We start from the raw sequence: 21,119 nt of genomic DNA, 5'->3' as shown, positions 1-21,119 counted from the left end.
AGGGCGCGCCGGCGGGGTCGGGCGGAAGCGCGCTCGGAATGGGCGGCGGCGCCGGTAAGGGTTCCGGCGGTGGTTCCGGGATGGGATCGATCGCGGCGCTGGCCGCCCTGTTGGGGGTATTCCGCTACCTCGCGGGGGCCGTTGCGGTTGGGGGGGGCGCGGCCGGTCCGGGTCGAGCCGGTGAACATCAGATAGTCGCACGCGTCGACCAGGGCTTCGCCGACCACCGGCCCGGGTCCGGGTACGACGGCGAGCAGATCACGCGGCAGTCCGGCGCGGTAGAGCAGTTCGGCGCCCGCAAGGGCGGAAAACGGGGTCCGGCTGTCCGGTTTCAGGACGACGGCGTTACCGGCCAGCAAGGCGGGTATCGCATCGCCGAGCGAGAGAACCAGCGGATAGTTCCACGGGGCGATCACCGCGACCACCCCGCATGGCCGGGCACCGACCCGGGCACGGTTCAGTATCGGGAAGGCGCCGGGTACGCGCTGCTCGTCCAGCAGCCCGGGCGCCACCCGCGCGAAGTAGCGGGCCGCGAACATCAGCCCCATCACTTCCTCCTGGGCCGCCCACCGGGCCTTGCCGGTCTCCGCCTGGATCACATCCATCAGCGCGGACCGCCGCGTAACGACCGCGTCCCGGAAGCGGTGCAGTACCCGGGCCCGCTCGGCGGCCGGGCGCGCCGCCCAGTGCGGTTGCGCGGCCCGCGCCCGCGCGACGGCCACCGCCACATCCTCGGCCGTCCCCACGGGTACGGAACCGAGCGGAGCACCTGTGAAGACCTCGTCGATCGTGCGTTGTGGCCGCGATCCGGCCGCGTCGATCGCGGCCAGGGCGCTCAAGCGGTCGAAGACCGCGGTATCCGGGGCGGGCATCGGTGCCTCCTACCTGTCGGTAATCCACGGGATGCAGACGAATCTACCCAGTCGGCGGCCCACGGTGTGGGTGCCCACCCGCCACCTCCGCCGGTCGCGGCGTCGAACGGAGTCCTGTTCAATGGGATTCGATGTGCCGGATGCGGGTCGAAAGGTTATTTTGTGGCGATGTTCAGAGCGAGGCTCGGTGTCCGCGCCCGGATCCTGGCGATCGCGCTCATCCCGAGCCTCACCCTGTTGGTGGTCGGTGTCGGCGCGACGGGCTATCTGATCGACCAGGGTCAGCACGACCGCCAGGTGACCGAGGCGATGCGCGCCGCATCCGGCCCCACCCGCGCCGTCTACGAGATCGTCCAGAACGAACGGCGGCTCACCCTGTCCTACCTATCCGGTGACCCGGCGGCCGCCGACGCACTGGGCGCGGTACGGCCCAACAGCGAACAGGCGCTACGCGATCTGCTCACTTCCTCGCAGCGCCTGCGTGAGTTGCAGCCCGACGAGATCGGCAGCGATGTCGGGTCGTTTGCCACCCTTGTCCAGCAGCTGAACAATATCCGCGTCGCGGTCGACGCCCGCGCTGTCTCCGCCGGCGACGCGTACACCTTCTACGCCCGGCTGCTCGACGCCCTCGCGGTCGGTGCCCAGGTCTCGCAATCCTTCGCTCCCGACGCGGACTCGGCCATCGAACTGGCTCGCGGCACCCGGATCATGCACACCCTGGAGGCGGCCGCGCGCAGCCATGCGCTGGCAGGCGCCGCGCTCCGCAACGGCAAGCCGGTGGCGCTGCCGGCGGAATTCCTCCAGCGGACCGGCTTCTACCACACCGAAACGGCGCTGCTGGCCGCCGAACTCGACCCCGCGCTCGGCGAACGGCTGAACAACCTGCTCAGCAGCCCGCAGTGGCAGCTGCTCAGCCGCACCGAGGACACGCTGCTGGGGCGCGGCCTCTCCCCCGGCGACACCGAGGAGAGCACCGCCGGCCTGCCGCCGGCGCAGCTCGCCGCCTGGCAGGCCGCGGCCGACCACGTGAGCCACGAACTGCTGGAACTGTGGGACGACCAGAACGCGATCATGCAGCAGGCCTCGCTGGACGCCGCCGCCCGCACCACCACCCAGTCGCTACTGATCGGGCTCGCCGTGCTGGTGATCTCCGCGGCGGGATTCGGTATCTCGCTGGTGCTGGCGAACCGCTTCATCCACCGGCTGGTGCGGTTGCGCGACCATACGCTCGCGCTGGCCGACGAACGGCTGCCGGATATGCTCGAACGGCTCCGCGCCGGAGAAGAGATCGACGAAACCGAGGCCGCGGCGAAGCTCGATTTCGGGCACGACGAACTCGGCGCGGTGGCGACGGCGTTCGAACACGCGCACGCGGTGGCCGTCACGGCCGCCGTCACCGAGGCGCGCACCCAGGAAGGCGTCAAATCGATCTTCCTCAATATCGCCCACCGCAGCCAGATCGTGGTTCACAAACAGCTGGAGATCCTGGACGAGGCCGAACGGCGCGAAGAGGACCCGGCCATGCTGGACGTCCTGTTCAAGCTCGACCACCTGGCCACCCGCGAACGCCGTAACGCCGAAAACCTCATCGTGCTCGGCGGTGGGAAACCGGGCCGCCAGTGGCGCGCCCCCGTCCCGCTGGTGGACCTGGTGCGCAGCGCGGTCGGCGAAACCCAGGACTATCCGCGCGTGCGGCTGGCCCGGCTGCCGGACGTGCGGGTGGCCGGTAGCGCGGTCGGCGACCTCATCCACCTGCTCGCCGAACTGGTCGACAACGCGACTTCGTTCTCGCCGCCGCAATCGCGGGTGCAGGTCACCGGCTCGGTGATCGGCAAAGGGGTGGCCGTGGAGATCACCGATCAAGGGATGGGCATCACCGCCGACAGCCGCGAGCGGCTCAACGACATCCTGCAGAACCCGCCGAATTTCGAGGTCGCCTCGCTGCAGCGCGATTCGCGGCTGGGGATCTTCGTGGTCGCCCAGCTCGCCGCCCGGCACGGAATCTCGGTGCGCTTGTGGGAATCCGAATACGGCGGCGTCCGCGCGGTGGTCATCATCCCGTCGATGTTGCTCACCGACGCCGCGGAGGAAACCGCACCGCTGCCCGGCTTGTCCCGTCCCGCCCTGCCTCCGCCGGCACCGGAGGAACGTGTCGGCAATGCTGCCGGGTCGGTCGCCGCGGCGACCCTCGTCGAGGATCGCGCGCCCGGCGGCGCACCGGCCGATTCGGTACCGGCCGCTCCCGCGAACCCGGATCCGGCGCCGGCGGATACCCGGGCGCCGGCCCCCGCGGCGGAGACCGCGGACACCTCGGCGGAGCCGGGCGTACTGCCCGACGGTCGTCCGGCTTTACCACGCCGCTCCAGGCAGGCTAAAGTCGCACCGCGACCGGAAGTTTCGGGCGCCCAGCAGGCCGCAACGGCGCGGCCGCGCTCGGCCGAACAGGCCCGAGACCTGATGGCGGCGATCGAGATCGGCACCCGGCAGGGCCGCAAGCCTGTGCCCCCCGCGGATTCCGGCGCCGCCGACCAGGCGCCGGACGGCGCATCCCCGGATGAACAGGAAGGCTAAGTGTCCACTTCCACTCAAGGTGACCTGAACTGGCTGCTCGACGACCTCGTCGAACGACTCGCGGGGGTCCGGCTGGCGGTCGTACTGTCCACCGACGGCATGCTGCTCGGCCACTCCTCCAAGATGGACCGCACCGAGGCCGAGCATTTCGCGGCCATGTCCTCGACCCTGCACGGTCTGGCGCGCAGTGCGGGCGCACGGTTCGAGGGCGGGAGCGTGCGGCAGGCGGTGATCGAACTCGACCACGCCGTGCTGTTCGTGACCTCTGCCGGTGACAACGCCTGCATCGCGGTCCAGGCCGCGGCCGAAGCCAATCTCGGCATGGTGGCCTACGAGATGAACCTGACCGTGCAGCGGGTCGGCAACCATCTCTCGACCAGTTCCCGCAGCGGAACCGGGGACCGACCGCAGCAACCGTGAGAACAGCGATACGGCGATGACCGGTACACGGGATTCCTGGTTCGACGACGATGCCGGACCTCTGGTGCGGCCGTACGCGATCACCCGGGGCCGCACCGTCGGCGCCGGACACGACCTGGATATGCTCACGGTCGTGGTCAGAGCTCGCGGTGCCCCGCCGCTGCGTCGTATCGAACCCGAATATCTCGATATCGTGCAGTTGTGCACGGAACCACAGACAGTGGCGGAGGTGGCAGCCGCCTTGAAACTGCCGCTGGCGGTGACCAAGATTCTCGTCGGAGATCTGATCGGTGACGGCCATCTGATCTTCCGGGCTCCGGCGCAGATGGAGTCCGGTCCCGGCGACTTCAACATATTGCGAGCGGTACTGGATGGAATCCGAAAAATTTGACCCTGCCCGGATCGACCCCGCGGCGCCCGCCTTGGCCGCGTCGGTCAAGGTCCTCATAGCCGGCGGCTTCGGCGTCGGCAAGACCACCATGGTGGCCTCCATCAGTGAGATACCGCCGCTGCGCACCGAGGAGATGATCACCGAACTCAGTACGGGGATCGACGATCTGTCGGGTGTCGAATCCAAGACCACTACGACGGTGGCCCTGGACTTCGGCCGCATCACCATCGACAAGGATCTGGTGCTGTACCTGTTCGGCACGCCCGGCCAGGACCGGTTCTGGTTCCTGTGGGACGAACTCGCCCGGGGTGCGCTCGGGGCGGTGGTGCTCGCCGATACCCGCCGGCTCGGGAACTCGTTCGCCGCCATCGACTATTTCGAGCGGCGCGGCCTCCCGTTCCTGGTGGCGGTGAACTGTTTCGACGGCGCACCGCGCTACACCATCGACGAGGTCCGCGATGCGCTCGACCTCGACCGGTCGATCCCGGTGATGCTCTGCGACGCCCGCGACCGGGTCTCGGCGAAGAATGTGCTGCTCAGCCTGATCGAGCATCTCATCGATCGGGCGACCCGGCCTGATCTCACGGCCAATCCGGGCTGAGCGGCGGGCCGGTGGCCGGTTCCGTCCTCGGTCGCGGCGGTAGCGGTACTGCTGCCCGGTGGGCCCGCCTCCGGGCGGTCACCCACGGGCACCACTGCCGGATCACTGCGGCCGTGCCGGATGCTCCCGAGCGCAGTCCGTATGTGCCCCGGCGTCGTCGCCGGAGAAAGCGACGACCACCCCCGGCTCCGGCTTGTCGGCCGGACCGGCCGGACGCCCGTCAGCGCAGCGCGCCCGCGGCGTGCAGTTCATCGAAGAGCAGCCGGTCCACCGGCGGCACCTGCGGACGTTCGCGGTAGCCGAACCAGGCGAGCTCGGCGATCTCACTGCTGGCCCGCAACTCGCCCCGGTACTCGGCGCGGTAGCAGCTCATCCGGACCCGCGCGGCACCGTCGACGGCCTCGTATACGCCCACCGGCTCGACGGTGGCGGGTACCAGCGTGACGGTGAGTTCCTCGGCGATCTCGCGGACCAATGTCTGCTCGTCCGATTCACCCGGTTCCCGCTTACCGCCCGGGATATAGAAGACGGCCTTGCCGCGCGGGCGGGCGCACAGGATCCGGCCGTCCTCGATCAGTACCCAGGCGACCGTATCGATCAGTTCGCCGACCAACTCGTCCGTCACGCCGGCAGCTTAGCGGTAGCGCCGCCGGGCCATCTCGGCGAAGGTGCCCCCACTCGCCCGGCCGCGGACGTACCATGCGGACGTGGCCGATGCGAATCCTCCCGCCGTGCTGCGGGTCCTGGTCTACAGCAACGATGCCGACACCCGGAGCCAGGTGATGCTGGCGCTCGGGCGCCGCCCGCATCCGGATCTACCGCCGTTCGACTATCTCGAGGTGGCCACCGCACCGGTGGTACTGCAGCGCATGGACGCCGGCGCGGCCGATCTCGCGATTCTCGACGGCGAATCGGCCCCGGTCGGCGGGATGGGTGTGGCCAAACAGCTCAAGGACGAGATCGACGACTGCCCACCGTTGGTGGTGCTCACCGGCCGTGCCGACGATGCGTGGCTGGCGAACTGGTCACGCGCCGAGGCCGTGGCGTCCCATCCGATCGACCCGCTACGGCTCACCGAGATCGTGGTCGATCTGCTGCGCCGCCGTACCGCCGCCTGAGCGCGTCAGGCCTGAAGGCGGCAGCGCAGCGTCACCACGCAGGGCCCGCGCACAGGCACAACAGACACAGCCTGAGCGCGTCAGGCCCGGAGGCGGCCACGTAGGGTGACCGCGCGGGCCCGCGCTCAAGCGAGATAGGCACAGCTCGAGCGCATCAGGCCGGCCGCAGCGACATAGTCGCCGATTACGTTCTTTCGCTCATAAATCTCAGTGTCGAATTCGATCAAACGGGTCTCCGAATCCGCGTTCGTGCTGCTGCGACGGTTGTAGGCTGTGCTTTAGCTCACAAGAGCGCGGGCGATGACATATAACCCGCGCCACCGAATCTTCCCCCAGCCCATTTCTCGAAATCCGGGGACGGTCCGGCGGCGCGGGCTCACCCATCGACCGCCCGACCCCGTACGCGGGTCCCACGGCACAACCGGCGGGGCCCGGAGTTCGCAAGGAGGGGAAGCGCAGTCGTGAACACCGAACTGCCGATTCTGGTCCTCGGCGCGGTAGCCGCCGCGTTCGCGGTCATCTCGGTCCTTATCGCCGGCCTCATCGGGCCCAAACGCTACAACCGCGCGAAACTACAGGCCTACGAATGCGGTATCGAGCCGACACCGCATGCGGTCGCCGGAGGCGCGGGAAGCACTACCGGGCAACGCTTTCCGGTGAAGTACTACCTCACCGCGATGCTGTTCATCATTTTCGATATCGAGATCGTGTTCCTCTACCCGTGGGCGGTCCATATCGATGCGCTCGGGGTGTTCGGCCTGGTCGCGATGGCGCTGTTCATCGTCAATGTCTCGGTCGCCTACGCCTACGAATGGCGGCGCGGCGGCCTCAGCTGGGACTGAGCCGCGAACCTCCGATCAGCCGCAGCCCGCGCACCGGCGCGGGCCCGAAGCCCCAGGGAGTAGTCGGATATGGGTTTGGAAGAGAAACTGCCCAGTGGTTTCGTCCTCAGCACGGTCGAGGCCATGGCGGGGTATATGCGCAAGGGGTCGCTATGGCCGGCCACCTTCGGCCTGGCCTGCTGCGCCATCGAGATGATGGCCACCGGCGGTGGCCGTTTCGATTCGGCGCGGTTCGGGATGGAGGTGTTCCGGGCCTCGCCCCGGCAGGCGGATCTGATGATCGTCGCGGGGCGGGTGAGCCAGAAGATGGCGCCGGTGCTGCGACAGGTCTACGACCAGATGACCGAGCCGAAATGGGTCCTGGCCATGGGGGTCTGCGCGTCCTCGGGCGGGATGTTCAACAATTACGCGATCGTGCAGGGTGTGGATCACGTGGTCCCGGTCGATATCTATCTGCCGGGCTGTCCGCCGCGGCCGGAGATGCTGCTCAACGCGATTCTGGCGTTGCACGACAAGATCCAGCACACCCCGATGGGAGTGAACCGCGCCGAGGCGATCCGGGCCGCGGAACAGGCCGCCCTCGCCGCGACCCCGACGATCCGGATGGAGGGTTTGCTGCGATGAGCACCGAGCGCCCCGAATCCACCGACAGCCGGGCCGTGGAGCCCGAGCAGCCGATCGGACCGCACGACGAGGTGATCGGCCGGCGCCGCGGGATGTTCGGCATCTCCGGTAGCGGAGACACCTCCGGATACGGCCGGCTGGTTCACGAGATCGCCCTGCCGGGCGGGACTCCCCCGCCCTACGGCGGCTACTTCGATTCGGTGGTCGAACTGCTGCGCACCGCGCTGTCCACCGGCGCCGGGTTCGCCGCCGCGATCGAGAAAGTGGTGGTGGACCGCGGCGAATTGACCCTGCACGTGCGGCGCGAACATCTGGTGGCGGTGGCGCGTGCCCTGCGTGACGATCCCGCCCTGCGGTTCGAACTGTGCCTCGGCGTGAGCGGCGTGCACTACCCGGACGAAACCGGCCGCGAACTGCACGCCGTCTACCATCTGAACTCGATCACGCACGGTCGGCGGCTGCGGCTCGAGGTGGCCGCGCCGGACGCCGATCCACATATCCCCTCGCTGTACCGCGTGTACCCGACCTGTGACTGGCACGAGCGGGAAACCTACGACTTCTTCGGTATCCGGTTCGACGGGCACCCCTCGCTGACCCGGATCACCATGCCCGACGACTGGCGCGGTCACCCCCAGCGCAAGGACTACCCGCTCGGCGGGATCCCGGTCGAGTACAAGGGCGCGCGGATACCGCCGCCCGATGAGCGGAGGGCCTACAGCTGATGAGTGAAATCGATACGCGGCCCGGAGTTTCCGGCGGGCCGGACCACGACGACTCGGGGGCGCCCATGTCCCCGCCCGTGGCCGGACGGGATTCCGGACAGCAGGTGGTCACCGTGGCCGGCCAGGATTGGGACGATGTCGCCGAGGCGCTGCGCGGCGCCGGCGAGGAACGCATCGTCGTCAATATGGGCCCGCAACATCCGTCCACGCACGGCGTGTTGCGGCTCATCCTGGAGATCGAGGGCGAAACCGTCGTCGAGGCCCGCTGCGGAATCGGCTATCTGCATACCGGAATCGAGAAGAATCTCGAATTCCGGACCTGGGCGCAGGGCGTCACCTTCGTGACCCGGATGGATTACTTGTCCCCGTTCTTCAACGAGACGGCGTTCTGCCTCGGCGTGGAGCGGCTGCTGGGAATCACCGAGGATATCCCCGAACGCGCCACCGTGGTCCGGGTGCTGCTGATGGAGCTCAATCGCATCTCCTCGCATCTGGTGGCGCTGGCGACGGGTGGTATGGAACTCGGTGCGCTCACCCCGATGCTGTTCGGTTTCCGGGAACGGGAACTGATCCTGGACGTTTTCGAGGCCATCACCGGCCTGCGGATGAACCACGCCTATATCCGGCCCGGTGGCCTCGCCCAGGATCTGCCGGACAACGGGGTCACGAAGGTGCGCGAACTGCTCGAGCTCATGCCGAAACGGCTGCGCGATATGGAGCATCTGCTCACCCACAACCCGATCTTCAAGGCGCGCACCCAGAACATCGGCTACCTGGACCTCACCGGATGTATCGCACTGGGGGTCACCGGTCCGGTGCTGCGGTCCACCGGGCTCCCGCACGACCTGCGCAAGGCCATGCCCTATTGCGGTTACGAGACCTACGAATTCGAGGTGCCGACCACCGATACCTGCGACTGCTACGGCCGCTACCTCATCCGGATCGAGGAGATGAAGGAGTCGCTGAAGATCGTGGAACAGTGCCTGGACCGGCTGCGCCCCGGCCCGGTGATGGTCTCGGACAAGAAGATCGCCTGGCCCGCCGATCTCACCCTCGGCGACGACGGACTCGGGAACTCGCCCCGGCATATCGGCAAGATCATGGGTACCTCCATGGAGGGGCTGATCCATCATTTCAAGCTGGTCACCGAGGGTATCCGGGTGCCGCCGGGGCAGGTCTACGCCGCGGTGGAATCACCGCGCGGGGAACTGGGGGTGCATATGGTCAGCGACGGCGGAACGCGGCCCTACCGTGTGCATTATCGCGACCCGTCCTTCACCAATCTGCAGGCGGTGGCCGCGATGTGCGAGGGCGGCATGGTCGCCGATGTGATCGCCGCCGTGGCCAGTATCGACCCGGTGATGGGCGGTGTGGACCGATGACCGAGATCTTGTTGCGGTTGAGTACCCGGCCGGAACCCTATCCCGGCGAGGTCCGGGGACGGCTGGAGCCGGAGGCGAAGGAGATCATCGGGCGGTATCCGCAGGCCCGGTCGGCGTTGCTGCCACTGCTGCATCTGGTGCAGGCGGAGGAAGGCTATGTGAGCAGTACCGGGATCGAGTTCTGCGCCGAGATGCTGGGGCTCACCGGTGCCGAGGTGACGGCGGTCGCCACCTTCTATTCCATGTACCGCAGGACCCCGACCGGCGATTATCACGTCGGTGTCTGCACCAACACCTTGTGCGCGGTCCTCGGCGGCGACGCCATCCTCGCCACCCTGCGCGACCACCTGGGAATCGCGCACGGGGAAACCACGCCGGACGGCAAGGTGACCCTCGAGCACATCGAATGCAATGCGGCCTGTGACTACGCGCCGATCATCATGGTGAACTGGGAGTTCTTCGACAACCAGACCCCGGAATCGGCGAAGGCGCTGGTCGACGAACTGCGCGCCGGGCAGCCTGTCACACCCACCCGGGGCGCTCCACTGTGCACCTTCCGGGAGACCGCGCGCGTGCTGGCGGGTTTCCCGGATACCCGCCCCGACGTCCTGGACGGCGAGCCGGGCGGGCCGACGCTCGCGGGTCTCGAGATCGCGCGCGAGCAGGGTATGCAGGCGCCGGAAGCCGGCGAGGACGGTGCGCGATGACCTTGACACCGGTGCTGAGCAAACACTGGGATCTGCCGCGTTCGTGGACACTGGACACCTATCGCGCCCACCACGGCTACGAGGCGCTGCCGATCGCGTTCGGTATGACACCGGACGAGGTCATCGCCACCGTCAAGGACGCGGGGCTGCGGGGCCGCGGGGGAGCCGGTTTCCCGACCGGGATGAAATGGGGTTTCATCCCGCAGGGCCCCGAACCCGACGGCAGTATGAAACCGCACTATCTGGTGGTCAATGCCGACGAGTCCGAGCCGGGCACCTGTAAGGACATCCCGCTCATGCTCGCCTCGCCGCATTCGCTGATCGAGGGCGTGATCGTCGCGGCCTACGCCATTCGCGCCGCGCACGCCTTCATCTACCTGCGGGGTGAGGTGGTGCCGGTGCTGCGCCGCCTGCAGGCCGCGGTGTCCGAGGCCTACGCCGCCGGGTTGCTGGGGCACAACATCCTCGGCTCGGGGTACGACCTCGAGCTCACCGTGCACGCCGGCGCCGGCGCCTATATCTGCGGTGAGGAGACGGCACTGCTGGATTCGCTGGAGGGCCGGCGCGGACAGCCGCGGCTGCGGCCGCCGTTCCCCGCGGTCGCCGGGCTCTATGCCAGCCCGACCGTGGTCAACAATGTGGAGTCGATCGCCAGCGTGCCGCCGATCCTGCGCAACGGTCCCGGCTGGTTCCGGTCCATGGGTACCGAGAAATCGCCCGGTTTCACGTTGTATTCGCTGTCCGGGCATGTGACCCGGCCGGGTCAGTACGAGGCGCCGCTCGGGGTGACACTGCGCGAACTGCTCGGTTACGCGGGCGGGGTCCGCGCCGGTCATCAGCTGAAGTTCTGGACGCCGGGCGGGTCGTCGACTCCCTTGTTCACCGCCGAACACCTCGATGTGCCGTTGGATTACGAGAATGTGATGGCACACGGGTCGATGCTGGGCACCAAAGCGCTGCAGATCTTCGACGACACCACCTGTGTGGTGCGGGCCGTACTGCGCTGGACCGAGTTCTACGCGCACGAATCGTGCGGGAAATGCACCCCGTGCCGGGAGGGCACGTACTGGCTGGTGCAGTTGCTCACCCGGCTCGAGGCCGGGCTCGGCACCCCCGCCGATCTGGACACACTGCTGGATATCGCCGACAACATCAACGGTAAATCGTTCTGCGCACTCGGCGACGGCGCGGCCAGCCCGATCGTGTCGTCGATGAAGTACTTCCGCGACGAGTACATCGCCCACCAGGAACAGGGTGGCTGCCCCTTCGACCCGGCGCGCGCCACCGCCTGGGCCCCGATCGCGGCCGGAGAGGTAATCCCATGACAGCCACCGTCAGTTCCGATTCCGCCGATCTGCAGCCCGCCGATCTGGTCACCCTCACCATCGACGGCACCACGGTCAGTGTTCCGGCCGGCACCCTGCTCATCCGCGCCGCGGAACTGATCGGGGTCCAGATCCCGCGGTTCTGCGACCATCCGCTGCTCGCGCCGGTGGGTGCCTGCCGCCAGTGCCTGGTGGAAGTGGAGGGCCAGCGCAAACCGGTGGCCTCCTGCACCATGGCCGTCGCCGAAGGGATGGTCGCGCACACCCAGCTGAGTTCGCCGGTGGCGGAGAAGGCGCAGCAGGGTGTGATGGAACTGCTGCTGATCAACCATCCGCTGGACTGCCCCGTCTGCGACAAGGGCGGCGAATGCCCGCTGCAGAACCAGGCCATGTCCACCGGACGCACCGAATCGCGGTTCGAAGGTGTCAAACGCACCTTCCCGAAACCCATTCCGCTGTCGAGCGCGGTCCTGCTGGACCGGGAACGCTGTGTGCTGTGCGCCCGCTGCACCCGCTTCTCCCAGCAGATCGCCGGCGACCCGTTCATCGAGTTGCTCGACCGCGGGGCCTTGCAGCAGGTCGGTACCGCCGAACACGAACCGCTGGATTCGTATTTCTCCGGGAACACCGTGCAGATCTGCCCGGTGGGTGCGCTCACCGGTACCAGCTACCGCTTCCGGGCCCGCCCCTTCGACCTGGTGTCCAGTCCCAGTGTCTGCGAGCATTGCGCCTCGGGATGCGCGCAGCGCACCGACCACCGCCGCGGCAAGGTACTGCGCCGCCTGGCCGGTGACGACCCCGCGGTCAACGAGGAATGGAACTGCGACAAGGGGCGCTGGGCGTTCACCTACGCCACCGAACGGGACCGCATCACCACCCCGCTGCTCCGCGGCCCCGGCGGCGAACTGACACCGTGTTCGTGGTCGGAGGCCCTGGCCGCCGCCGCGCGCGGACTACGGGCCGGGGTGGGGAACGCGGCGGTGCTGCCGGGCGGGCGGGTCACCGAGGAAGAAGCGTACGCCTACGCCAAATTCGCCCGGATGGTGCTGGGGACCAACGATATCGATTTCCGCGCCCGCGCCCATTCCGCGGAGGAAGCGGAGTTTCTCGGCGCCTGGGTAGCCGGGCATACCGATTCGGTCACCTACGACAGCCTGGCCGCCGCGCCGGTGGTACTGCTCGCGGGGTTCGAACCCGAGGAGGAATCGCCCATCGTCTATCTGCGGCTGCGCAAAGCGGCCCGGACCCGCGGGATGCCGGTCTATTCCGTGGCCGCGTACGCCTCCCGCGGGCTCGAGCGGATGTCGGGCACCCTGATTCCCGCGGTCCCCGGCACCGAGGCCGCCGTACTCGCCACCCTCACCGCGCCCGACGCCGAACCGAATCCGACGGTGTCGACGGTGGTTTCGACGCAGCTGGCGCAACTCCTGCGCGAACCCGGTGCCGTGATCCTCGCCGGCGAACGGCTGGCCGCGGCACCGGGGGCGCTGTCCGCGACGATCCGGCTTGCCGCCGAGACCGGCGCCGCCCTCGCCTGGGTCCCGCGCCGGGCGGGCGAACGCGGCGCGGTGGAGGCCGGTGCCCTGCCCGGGTTGCTTCCGGGTGGCCGGCCCGTCACCGACGCCGCGGCGCGGCGGCAGGTGTGCGAGGTATGGGGTATCGAGGAACTGCCCGCCGTGCCGGGACGCGATACGGGGACGATCCTCGACGGCAGCGGCCGGGTCGGCACCCTGGTGATCGGCGGCGTCGAACTTGCCGATCTCCCCGATCCCGCCGCGGCAGCCGCGACCCTCGCCGCCGCGGATTTCGTGATCTCGCTCGAACAACGGCACAGCGCGGTGACGGCACACGCCGATGTGGTGTTCCCGGTGGCCACGGCGATGGAGAAATCCGGTACCTACCGCACCTGGGAGGGCCGGCCGCGCCCGTTCGCGGCAGCGCTGACCGAGAGCACGGTGCGCCGCACCGCCGCCCCGATGACCGATCAGCGCGTACTGCACAGTCTCGCCGCGGAGCTGGGGGTCGCGCTGGGGCTGCCCGATACCGCCGCCGCCCGCACCGAACTCGACCGGCTGGCCGGCTGGACCGGGGCCACCACCGCACCGCCGATGTATCCGGCGGCGACGGTCACCGAGCCCGGTCCCGGCACCGCGATCCTGGCCGGCTGGCGCATGCTGCTCGATCGCGGCCGTATGCAGGACGGGGAACCGAATCTTGCCGGCATCGCCCGCGCGGCGGTGGTGCGCATGTCGGCGGCCACGGCCGCGGAAGCCGGTGCTGCCGAGGGCGATCAGGTCACGGTCGGCACCGCCCGCGGCACCGTCACCCTGCCGCTGGTCGTCACCCGGATGCCCGACCGGGTGGTGTGGCTGCCGATGAACTCACCCGGCTGCTCGGTCCACCAGGATCTGGGCGCCGGACCGGGCAGCGTCGTCACCGTACGGCGCGCCGAACCGACGGAGGCCTGCGACCATGACTGATCTGTCCCTTTTCGGTCACGACCCGCTGTGGCTGGTCGCGGCCAAAGCCGTGCTCATCTTCGTCTTCCTGCTCCTGACCGTCTTGTTCGGTGTGCTGATCGAGCGCAAGGTGGTGGCCTGGATGCAGATGCGGGTCGGGCCCAACCGGGTCGGGCCCAAGGGCCTGCTGCAGAGCGCGGCCGACGGCGTGAAGATGGCGTTCAAAGAGGACATCGTCCCGGCGATCGTCGACAAACCCATTTTCGTCCTCGCCCCGATCATCTCGGTGATCGCGGCGGTGATGGCCTTCGCGGTGATCCCCTTCGGGCCGGAGGTCTCGGTCCTCGGGAACACCACCGCGCTGCAGCTCACCGACCTGCCCGTGGGTGTGCTCTACATTCTGGCGATCACCTCGATCGGCGTTTACGGCATCGTACTGGCCGGCTGGGCCTCCGGTTCGACCTATCCGCTGCTCGGCGGTCTGCGCTCGACCGCCCAGGTGATCTCCTACGAGATCGCCATGGCGCTGTGCTTCGCGGCGGTATTCCTGCTGGGCGGCACCATGTCGACCTCGGGCATCATCGCCGCCCAGCAGCCCACCTGGTACGTCTTCCTGCTGCTGCCGTCGTTCCTGATCTACTGCATCTCCATGGTCGGCGAGACCAACCGCGCACCGTTCGATCTGCCCGAGGCCGAAGGGGAACTCGTCGGCGGTTTCCACACCGAGTACTCGTCGCTGAAGTTCGCGATGTTCATGCTCGCCGAGTACGTGAACATGGCGACGGTATCCGCGCTGGCCACCACCATGTTCCTCGGCGGCTGGCGGGCACCGTTCCCGATCAGCCTGTGGGAGGGCGCGAATTCCGGCTGGTGGCCGCTGCTGTGGTTCACCGCCAAGGTGTGGATGTTCCTGTTCGTCTTCATCTGGTTGCGCGGCACGCTGCCGCGGCTGCGCTACGACCAGTTCATGAATCTCGGCTGGAAACTGCTCATTCCGACCTCGCTGGCATGGGTCATGGTGGTGGCCACCGCCCGGGTTCTCGACCTCGAGGGTTACGCAGCAGGCACCCCGATCCTGGTCGTCGCCGGCGTGCTGATCACCGCGTTGCTGATCGGGTTGTTCCTGCGGGCGGGCCGCGCACCCGCCCGCGCGCCCGAATTCGCGCCCGAGGACGAGCTCCCGGCACCGGCCACCGGGCAGCAGCCGAGCGGTTCCGAGGTCTTCCTCGGTTTCCCGACCCCGCCACTCCCGGAGCGGACCGCCACCATCACCTCCTCGCCCGGCCTGTTCGAACCACTGGCGGGTTTCGCGGTCACCGCGGCCACCATGTTCAAGAAACCCAACACCGAGTTCTATCCCGAGGAAAAGGTCCCCACCGCGCCCCGGTATCACGGCCGGCACCAGCTCAACCGGCATCCCGACGGCCTGGAGAAATGTATCGGCTGCGAACTGTGCGCCTGGGCCTGCCCGGCCGACGCGATCTACGTCGAGGGCGCCGACAACACCGAGGACGAGCGGTTCTCCCCCGGTGAACGGTACGGCCGGGTCTACCAGATCAACTACCTGCGCTGTATCGGCTGCGGCCTGTGCATCGAGGCCTGCCCGACACGGGCCCTGACCATGACCAACGAATACGAACTCACCGACGACAACCGCGCCGACCTCATCTACGAGAAGGACCGGCTGCTCGCCCCGCTCGCCCCCGAGATGCAGGCCCCGCCGCATGCCATGCAGCCGGGCACCACCGAGGCCGACTACTACCTCGGCCGGGTGACGGGGGCGACCGACCGGCCCACCGCCGACTCGGCCCCGGGAGGTACCCGATGAATCCCACCAGCGCCGTACTGGCCGCCGCTCCCCTCGCCGAGACCGGAACCGGTGAAGCCGTTCAGTTCTGGATCCTGGCACCCCTTGCCGTCCTCGGCGCACTCGGGATGGTTTTCGCGGCCAAAGCGGTGCATTCGGCGATCTGCCTGGCGGCCACCATGATCACACTGGCGGTTTTCTACATCGCCCAGGACGCGCTGTTCCTCGGCGTGGTGCAGATCGTGGTGTACACCGGCGCGGTCATGATGCTGTTTCTGTTCGTGCTCATGCTGGTGGGCGTCGATTCCGCGGAATCGCTGCGGGAAACCCTGCGCGGCCAGCGTATTGCCGCCGCCGTAGTGGGGATCGGATTCGGGATCCTGTTGTGCACCGGGATCGCGCACGGTATCCGCCGCTCCGATATCACCTTCCCCGCCACCGGTTTTCCCGGTCAGGACGTGATCGGCGCGCTGGCGGAATTGATCTTCGTCCGCTACGTGTGGGCGTTCGAGCTCACCGGCGCCCTGCTCATCGCCGCCACTCTCGGCGCCATGCTGCTGGCGCACCGCGAACATTTCGGCCCGAAAACGGGGCAACGCGAACTCTCCCGGCGCCGGTTCCGCGACGCGGGCCACCGGCCCACGCCGCTGCCGACCCCCGGCGTCTACGCCCGGCACAATGCCGTCGATATCCCGGCCCGGCTCCCGGACGGCTCCTTCGAGGAACTGTCGGTCTCCACCATCCTGCGCCACCGCCGTACCCAGGCGCTCGCCGATGCCGCCGTGCTCTCGGTCGGTACGTCCACGCCGTCCACCGCGACCGACCCGGCGGCGACCGGCGGCAGCCGGATCGCGGCGCCCGGCGCCGGCGCCACCACCGCACGCCCGGCCGATGAGGAAGGTCCCCGGTGAACCCCGAGAACTATCTGTTCCTGTCCGCGCTGCTGTTCACGATCGGCGCGGCGGGCGTACTGCTACGGCGCAACGCCATCATCGTGTTCATGTGCATCGAGCTGATGCTCAACGCGGTCAACCTCGCGTTCGTGACCTTTGCCCGGATGCACGCGAATCTCGACGGCCAGGTCTTCGCGTTCTTCACGATGGTGGTCGCCGCGGCCGAGGTCGTGGTCGGGCTGGCCATCATCATCACCATTTTCCGCGCCCGCCGTTCGACCTCGGTCGACGACGCCAACCTGCTCAAGTTCTGAGGACGCCGATATGGGGACCGCAACGCTGTGGCTGCTGCCCGCCCTGCCCCTGGCCGGCGCCGCCGTACTGCTGCTCACCGGGCGCCGGGCCGACGCCTGGGGTCATCTGCTCGCGACCCTGGCCGCGCTGGCGTCGTTCGTCGTCGCCGTGGTCGCGTTCTTCGGAATGCTGGGCCGCGCCGGCGCCGACCGCGCGATCGCCGCGGACCTGTTCAGCTGGGTGCCCGTAGCGGGCCTGCAGGTCGATTTCGGCTTGGCGCTGGACCAGCTGTCGATCTGTTTCGCCCTGCTCATCACCGGTGTCGGATCGCTCATCCACATCTACTCGATCGGATACATGAGCGAGGATCCCGGACGCCGCCGCTTCTTCGCGTATCTGAACCTGTTCCTGGCCGCCATGCTGCTGCTGGTGCTGGCGAACAACTATCTGGTGCTGTATCTGGGCTGGGAAGGTGTCGGCCTGGCCTCCTATCTGCTGATCGGGTTCTGGTATCACAAGCCGACCGCGGCGACGGCGGCCAAGAAAGCGTTCGTGGTGAACCGCGTCGGGGATATGGGCCTGGCGCTGGCCATGATGATCATGTTCGCCACCTTCGGATCCGTCGATTTCGCCGCGGTCTTCGGCGCGGCGTCCGGCGCGAGCGACGGAACCCTCACCGCGATCGGGCTTTTCCTGCTGCTGGCAGCGTGCGGTAAATCCGCGCAGGTCCCGCTGCAGTCCTGGCTCGGTGACGCGATGGAGGGCCCCACACCGGTGTCGGCACTCATCCACGCCGCGACCATGGTCACGGCCGGCGTGTACCTGATCGCACGGTCGAACCCGATCTACAACCTGGCGCCCACGGCACAGGTTGCGGTGGTGCTGGTCGGCGCGGTGACACTGCTGTTCGGCGCGATCATCGGCTGCGCCAAGGACGACATCAAGAAGGCACTCGCGGCGTCGACCATGAGCCAGATCGGCTATATGGTGCTGGCCGTCGGCCTCGGACCCGCGGGGTACGCGGTGGCCATCATGCATCTGCTGACGCACGGCTTCTTCAAAGCCGGCCTGTTCCTCGGCGCGGGTTCGGTGATGCACGCGATGGACGACGAAACCGATATGCGCCGGTACGGCGGTCTGCGGACACTACTGCCGATCACCTACGTCACCTTCGGGCTCGGCTATCTCGCGATCATCGGCGTACCACCGTTTGCCGGGTTCTTCTCCAAGGACCGCATCATCGAGGCGGCGTTCGCCGCAGAGGGAATCGCGGGGCCGATCCTGGGGACCGTCGCCTTGCTCGGCGCCGGGCTCACCGCCTTCTACATGACCCGGGTCATGCTCCTCACGTTCTTCGGTGAACGGCGCTGGAAACCCGATACCCATCCGCACGAATCACCCGGGGTGATGACGGGCCCGATGATCCTGCTGGCCATCGGCTCGGTGGGCGCGGGCGCGATGTTCGTCTGGGGTTCCTCGTTACAGCACTGGCTGGCCCCGGTGGTCGGTGAACATCACGGCGAGCCCGTGCTGCCGGTGCCGGTGATCACCGCGCTGGCACTCGGGGTGGTTGCGGTGGGCGTCGCACTCGCCTACCGGCAGTACGGCCGCGCCGCGGTTCCCGAGACGGCGCCGGAGCCGGTCTCCGCGCTGACCGTCGCCGCCCGTCGTGACCTCTACGGCGACGCGGTCAACGAGGCGGCGTTCATGCGGCCCGGCCGCCATCTCACCCGGGCGTTGGTCTTCCTCGACACCCGCGGGATCGACGGACTCGTCAACGGCTGCGCCGCCCTCATCGGCGGGCTGTCCGCCCGCGCCCGGCGCGTCCAGACCGGGTTCGTCCGTTCGTATGCCCTGTCCATGTTCACCGGCGCGGCCCTGGTGGCCGCAGCCCTGCTGGCCGTAAGGATCTGGTGAGCGCCGTGCCCTGGTTGACCGTGCTCTGGCTGCTCCCCGTGGTGGGTGCGGCGGTTGTCCTCCTGCTGCCCGCCGCGCAACGGCTCCTGGCCCGCTGGGCCGGGCTGGTGTTCGCGGTGGCCACTCTCGGGGTGGCGCTGGGGGTCGCGATGGCCTTCCAACCCGGTGGGGAGCAGTTCCAGTTCGTCGAATCGCGCACCTGGATACCGGCGTTCGGTGCCGGTTACACCCTGGGCGTGGACGGTATCGCGCTGGTACTGGTCCTGCTCACCGCCGGGCTCGTGCCGTTGCTGATCGTCGCGGGCTGGCACGACGACCGGGAAGTGGGTTCCGGTAAACGGGTGGCTCACACCTATATCGCGCTCACCCTGCTGGTCGAGGCGATGGTGCTGGTGTCCTTCCTGGCCCTGGATATCCTGCTGTTCTACGTGTTCTTCGAGGCCATGCTCATCCCGATGTACTTCCTCATCGGCGGATTCGGACCCCGTACCGACAACGCACAGGTCCGGCAGCAGCGGTCGCGCGCCGCGGTGAAGTTCCTGCTGTACAACCTCTTCGGCGGGCTGATCATGCTGGCCGCGGTGATCGGGCTGTACGTGCTCACCGTCCGGCAAGACCTCGGTGCCGCGGGCGCGGGGACCTTCGATCTGCGCGTGGTGGTGGAAGCCGCCAATTCCGGTCAGCTCGGCGCCGGGCCCGCGGTACTCAACGCGCTGTTCCTGGGCTTCCTGTTCGCGTTCGCCGTGAAGGCACCGCTGTGGCCGCTGCACACCTGGCTGCCGGATGCCGCGGTCGCTGCGACCCCGGCGAGCGCGGTGCTGATGATGGCGGTGGTGGACAAGGTCGGCACCTTCGGCATGCTGCGCTACTGCCTGCTGCTGTTCCCGGCCGCCACCGATACCTACGCGCCCCTGGTGATCACGCTCGCGGTCATCGGCATTCTCTACGGCGCCCTGCTGGCCATCGGGCAGACCGATGTGATGCGGCTGATCGCCTACACCTCCATCTCCCATTTCGGTTTCATCGTGCTCGGTATCTTCGCCATGACGAGCCAGGCCCAGACCGGCGCCACCCTGTACATGGTCAATCACGGCCTGTCGACGGCGGCGCTGTTCCTGATCGCCGGATTCCTGGTCTCGCGGCGCGGCAGCCGGCTCATCGCCGATTACGGCGGTGTGCAGAAAGTGGCGCCGGTACTGGCCGGAACATTCTTCATCGCCGGCCTGGCAACGCTGTCCCTGCCCGGCCTGGCACCGTTCATCAGCGAATTCCTGGTGCTCATCGGAACGTTCGGCCGGTATCAAGTGGCCGCGGTACTGGCCACCGGTGCCCTGGTCCTGGCCGCGATCTACGTGCTGTGGCTGTATCAGCGGATGATGACCGGGCCGGTCACCAAGGGCAACGAGGGTCTGCGCGATCTGGTGCCGCGCGAAATGGTCGTGGTGGTGCCGCTGATCGGGGCGCTGATCTTCTTCGGGCTGTACCCCAAGCCGGTTCTCGATTTCATCGATCCCGCGGTGAACCAGACCCTCTCCACCATCGGCAGTGTCGATCCATCACCGCCGGTCCCGGCCGAACCGGAAGCGGCGAACTCCGGAGGTACGCGTCATGAACGCTGAACTGCACGACGGTGCGGTCCTCGCCGCCTCGATCTCCGCGCCGAGTATCGAATACCACGTCCTGGCACCGATTCTCATCGTGTTCGCAGCGGCGGTGCTGGGAGTTCTGGTGGACGCGTTCTGTCCGCGCTCCGCCCGGTACCGAGCGCAACTGGCGCTCACCCTGGCCGGGTTGCTGGCCGCGCTGGTCGCGGTGCTGCTGCTGTCGGGCACCCGGACCACCGCGGTGGCCGACGCGGTCGCGGTGGACGGCGTGACCTTGTTCCTGCAGGGCACCCTGCTCGTCGTGGGGATACTCGCCGTGCTGTTCGCGGCCGAACGCGGCCCGCTGCCCCGGCCCCGGTCGGGACCGGGCACCTGGAGCCGCGCCGCGGCGGTGCCCGACTACGGGATGGACGCCTTCACCCCGCAGGCCTCCGCTGTGCCCGGTAGCGCCGCGGAACGGTCCGCCGCGACAGCCGGAATAACCCCCCCCGAACTGTTGCCGGTGTTGGTGCTGGCGCGGGGCGGGCGGCTGGGGTTCCCCCCGGCCCACGATGAGCTCACCAAGTTCGT

The 21,119-nt window shown here is 68.5% G+C and carries 19 protein-coding genes and 1 pseudogene; 18 read left to right on the top strand and 2 right to left on the bottom strand.

Annotation, left to right across the window (positions count from 1 at the left end; translation table 11 throughout):
- On the bottom strand, positions 1 to 872 hold an 872-nt coding region (locus QH276_RS04160; RefSeq protein ID WP_280406628.1), incomplete at its 3' end, for an aldehyde dehydrogenase family protein.
- Between the two features lie 168 nt (positions 873 to 1,040).
- Here QH276_RS04160 and QH276_RS04155 point away from each other — a divergent pair.
- The 4 genes from QH276_RS04155 to QH276_RS04140 are packed head-to-tail and all read left to right on the top strand — an operon-like array spanning position 1,041 to position 4,855.
- A complete protein-coding gene (locus tag QH276_RS04155) occupies positions 1,041 to 3,443 on the top strand; it encodes a sensor histidine kinase (RefSeq protein ID WP_280406627.1) in 2,403 nt (800 codons plus the stop codon).
- The gene (locus QH276_RS04150; RefSeq protein ID WP_280397660.1) at positions 3,444 to 3,863 is read left to right on the top strand and encodes a roadblock/LC7 domain-containing protein; all 420 of its coding nucleotides are present in this window, start codon (positions 3,444 to 3,446) and stop codon (positions 3,861 to 3,863) included.
- A gap of 16 nt (positions 3,864 to 3,879) precedes the next feature.
- On the top strand, positions 3,880 to 4,254 hold the full coding sequence (locus tag QH276_RS04145) for a DUF742 domain-containing protein (RefSeq protein WP_280397659.1): 375 nt from the start codon (positions 3,880 to 3,882) through the stop codon (positions 4,252 to 4,254).
- Positions 4,235 to 4,855, top strand: coding sequence for a GTP-binding protein (locus tag QH276_RS04140; protein ID WP_280397658.1), 621 nt, complete (start codon positions 4,235 to 4,237; stop codon positions 4,853 to 4,855). Before QH276_RS04145 ends, QH276_RS04140 begins: the two co-directional genes overlap by 20 nt.
- A gap of 220 nt (positions 4,856 to 5,075) precedes the next feature.
- Here QH276_RS04140 and QH276_RS04135 read toward each other — a convergent pair whose 3' ends face one another.
- The gene (locus QH276_RS04135) at positions 5,076 to 5,480 is read right to left on the bottom strand and encodes an NUDIX hydrolase (protein ID WP_280397657.1); all 405 of its coding nucleotides are present in this window, start codon (positions 5,478 to 5,480) and stop codon (positions 5,076 to 5,078) included.
- A gap of 157 nt (positions 5,481 to 5,637) precedes the next feature.
- Here QH276_RS04135 and QH276_RS04130 point away from each other — a divergent pair, with 157 nt between their 5' ends.
- From QH276_RS04130 to QH276_RS04065, 14 genes and pseudogenes are all read left to right on the top strand, one after another.
- Entirely contained in the window at positions 5,638 to 5,973 is a 336-nt protein-coding gene (locus QH276_RS04130; RefSeq protein WP_280397662.1) for a hypothetical protein, read from the top strand.
- A gap of 461 nt (positions 5,974 to 6,434) precedes the next feature.
- Complete coding sequence (locus QH276_RS04125; protein WP_280397656.1) at positions 6,435 to 6,815, top strand: NADH-quinone oxidoreductase subunit A; 381 nt, start codon at positions 6,435 to 6,437, stop codon at positions 6,813 to 6,815.
- Between the two features lie 69 nt (positions 6,816 to 6,884).
- Positions 6,885 to 7,439, top strand: coding sequence for a NuoB/complex I 20 kDa subunit family protein (locus QH276_RS04120; protein ID WP_280397655.1), 555 nt, complete (start codon positions 6,885 to 6,887; stop codon positions 7,437 to 7,439).
- Positions 7,436 to 8,161 carry an NADH-quinone oxidoreductase subunit C gene (locus QH276_RS04115; RefSeq protein ID WP_280397654.1) on the top strand — a complete coding sequence of 242 codons (726 nt, stop codon included), beginning with the start codon at positions 7,436 to 7,438 and terminating at the stop codon, positions 8,159 to 8,161. The genes QH276_RS04120 and QH276_RS04115 overlap by 4 nt, the downstream gene beginning before the upstream one ends.
- A 65-nt stretch (positions 8,162 to 8,226) precedes the next feature.
- A complete protein-coding gene (gene nuoD, locus QH276_RS04110; protein ID WP_280397661.1) occupies positions 8,227 to 9,543 on the top strand; it encodes an NADH dehydrogenase (quinone) subunit D in 1,317 nt (438 codons plus the stop codon).
- Positions 9,540 to 10,250: an NADH-quinone oxidoreductase subunit NuoE gene (gene nuoE, locus QH276_RS04105; protein ID WP_280397653.1), complete on the top strand. Its 711-nt coding sequence runs from the start codon at positions 9,540 to 9,542 to the stop codon at positions 10,248 to 10,250. Before nuoD ends, nuoE begins: the two co-directional genes overlap by 4 nt.
- A complete protein-coding gene (nuoF, locus tag QH276_RS04100) occupies positions 10,247 to 11,575 on the top strand; it encodes an NADH-quinone oxidoreductase subunit NuoF (RefSeq protein ID WP_280397652.1) in 1,329 nt (442 codons plus the stop codon). The genes nuoE and nuoF overlap by 4 nt, the downstream gene beginning before the upstream one ends.
- Entirely contained in the window at positions 11,572 to 14,055 is a 2,484-nt protein-coding gene (locus QH276_RS04095) for an NADH-quinone oxidoreductase subunit G (protein ID WP_280397651.1), read from the top strand. The genes nuoF and QH276_RS04095 overlap by 4 nt, the downstream gene beginning before the upstream one ends.
- On the top strand, positions 14,048 to 15,862 hold the full coding sequence (gene nuoH, locus QH276_RS04090) for an NADH-quinone oxidoreductase subunit NuoH (RefSeq protein ID WP_280397650.1): 1,815 nt from the start codon (positions 14,048 to 14,050) through the stop codon (positions 15,860 to 15,862). Before QH276_RS04095 ends, nuoH begins: the two co-directional genes overlap by 8 nt.
- Positions 15,859 to 16,752, top strand: coding sequence for an NADH-quinone oxidoreductase subunit J (locus tag QH276_RS04085; RefSeq protein ID WP_280397649.1), 894 nt, complete (start codon positions 15,859 to 15,861; stop codon positions 16,750 to 16,752). Before nuoH ends, QH276_RS04085 begins: the two co-directional genes overlap by 4 nt.
- Positions 16,749 to 17,048 (top strand): NADH-quinone oxidoreductase subunit NuoK, encoded by a 300-nt coding sequence (gene nuoK, locus QH276_RS04080; RefSeq protein WP_058855693.1) that lies wholly within the window; start codon positions 16,749 to 16,751, stop codon positions 17,046 to 17,048. Before QH276_RS04085 ends, nuoK begins: the two co-directional genes overlap by 4 nt.
- Before the next feature lie 10 nt (positions 17,049 to 17,058).
- Positions 17,059 to 18,945, top strand: coding sequence for an NADH-quinone oxidoreductase subunit L (gene nuoL, locus QH276_RS04075; RefSeq protein WP_280397648.1), 1,887 nt, complete (start codon positions 17,059 to 17,061; stop codon positions 18,943 to 18,945).
- Positions 18,942 to 20,564 (top strand): NADH-quinone oxidoreductase subunit M, encoded by a 1,623-nt coding sequence (locus QH276_RS04070; protein ID WP_280397647.1) that lies wholly within the window; start codon positions 18,942 to 18,944, stop codon positions 20,562 to 20,564. The genes nuoL and QH276_RS04070 overlap by 4 nt, the downstream gene beginning before the upstream one ends.
- Positions 20,554 to 21,119 (top strand): annotated as a pseudogene (locus QH276_RS04065) (NADH-quinone oxidoreductase subunit NuoN); the annotation flags it as partial. The gene QH276_RS04070 and the pseudogene QH276_RS04065, both read left to right, overlap by 11 nt.

Origin of the sequence: Nocardia carnea (assembly GCF_029869215.1) — a bacterium.
In the GTDB taxonomy this organism is placed as follows: domain Bacteria; phylum Actinomycetota; class Actinomycetes; order Mycobacteriales; family Mycobacteriaceae; genus Nocardia; species Nocardia carnea_B.
The sequence above is the reverse complement of the archived record's forward strand: the minus strand, read 5'-3'. Positions and strand labels throughout refer to the sequence as shown.